Here is a 381-nt window from a genome sequence, read left to right on the forward strand (position 1 = left end):
CGAAACCGACCAACGGACTGTTGTGGACCTGGTCGGCGGACAACCCCGCGCTCGGCGGGGACCTGCAGAATATGGGTGCCATCACCGAAGCGACCGCGAAAATGTTGTCGTGTGACACCACCATCACCAAGATCATCCTCAACACCGACGGCGTACCCCTCGACGTCGGACTCAAAGAACGGCTGTTCACTCCCGGGCAACGGAAAGCGTTGTTGGTGCGGGATCGTGGGTGCATCAAATGCGGTGCCCATGCCGGACGCTGCCAAGGACACCACGTGCGGCACTGGAGTGAGGGTGGTCCCACCGACCTCGACAACGGTTGTCTACTCTGCAGCAGTTGTCATGATGATGTGCACCACCACGGATGGGACATCATCATGG

1 protein-coding gene is annotated in these 381 nt (G+C 60.1%); it reads left to right on the top strand.

Annotated elements, in window-relative coordinates:
* Positions 1–381 (top strand): HNH endonuclease signature motif containing protein (locus tag P3L18_RS28200; RefSeq protein ID WP_276116008.1); only part of this gene is annotated, 381 nt, incomplete at both ends.

Source organism: Gordonia sp. N1V, from assembly GCF_029269935.1.
Lineage (GTDB): Bacteria > Actinomycetota > Actinomycetes > Mycobacteriales > Mycobacteriaceae > Gordonia > Gordonia polyisoprenivorans.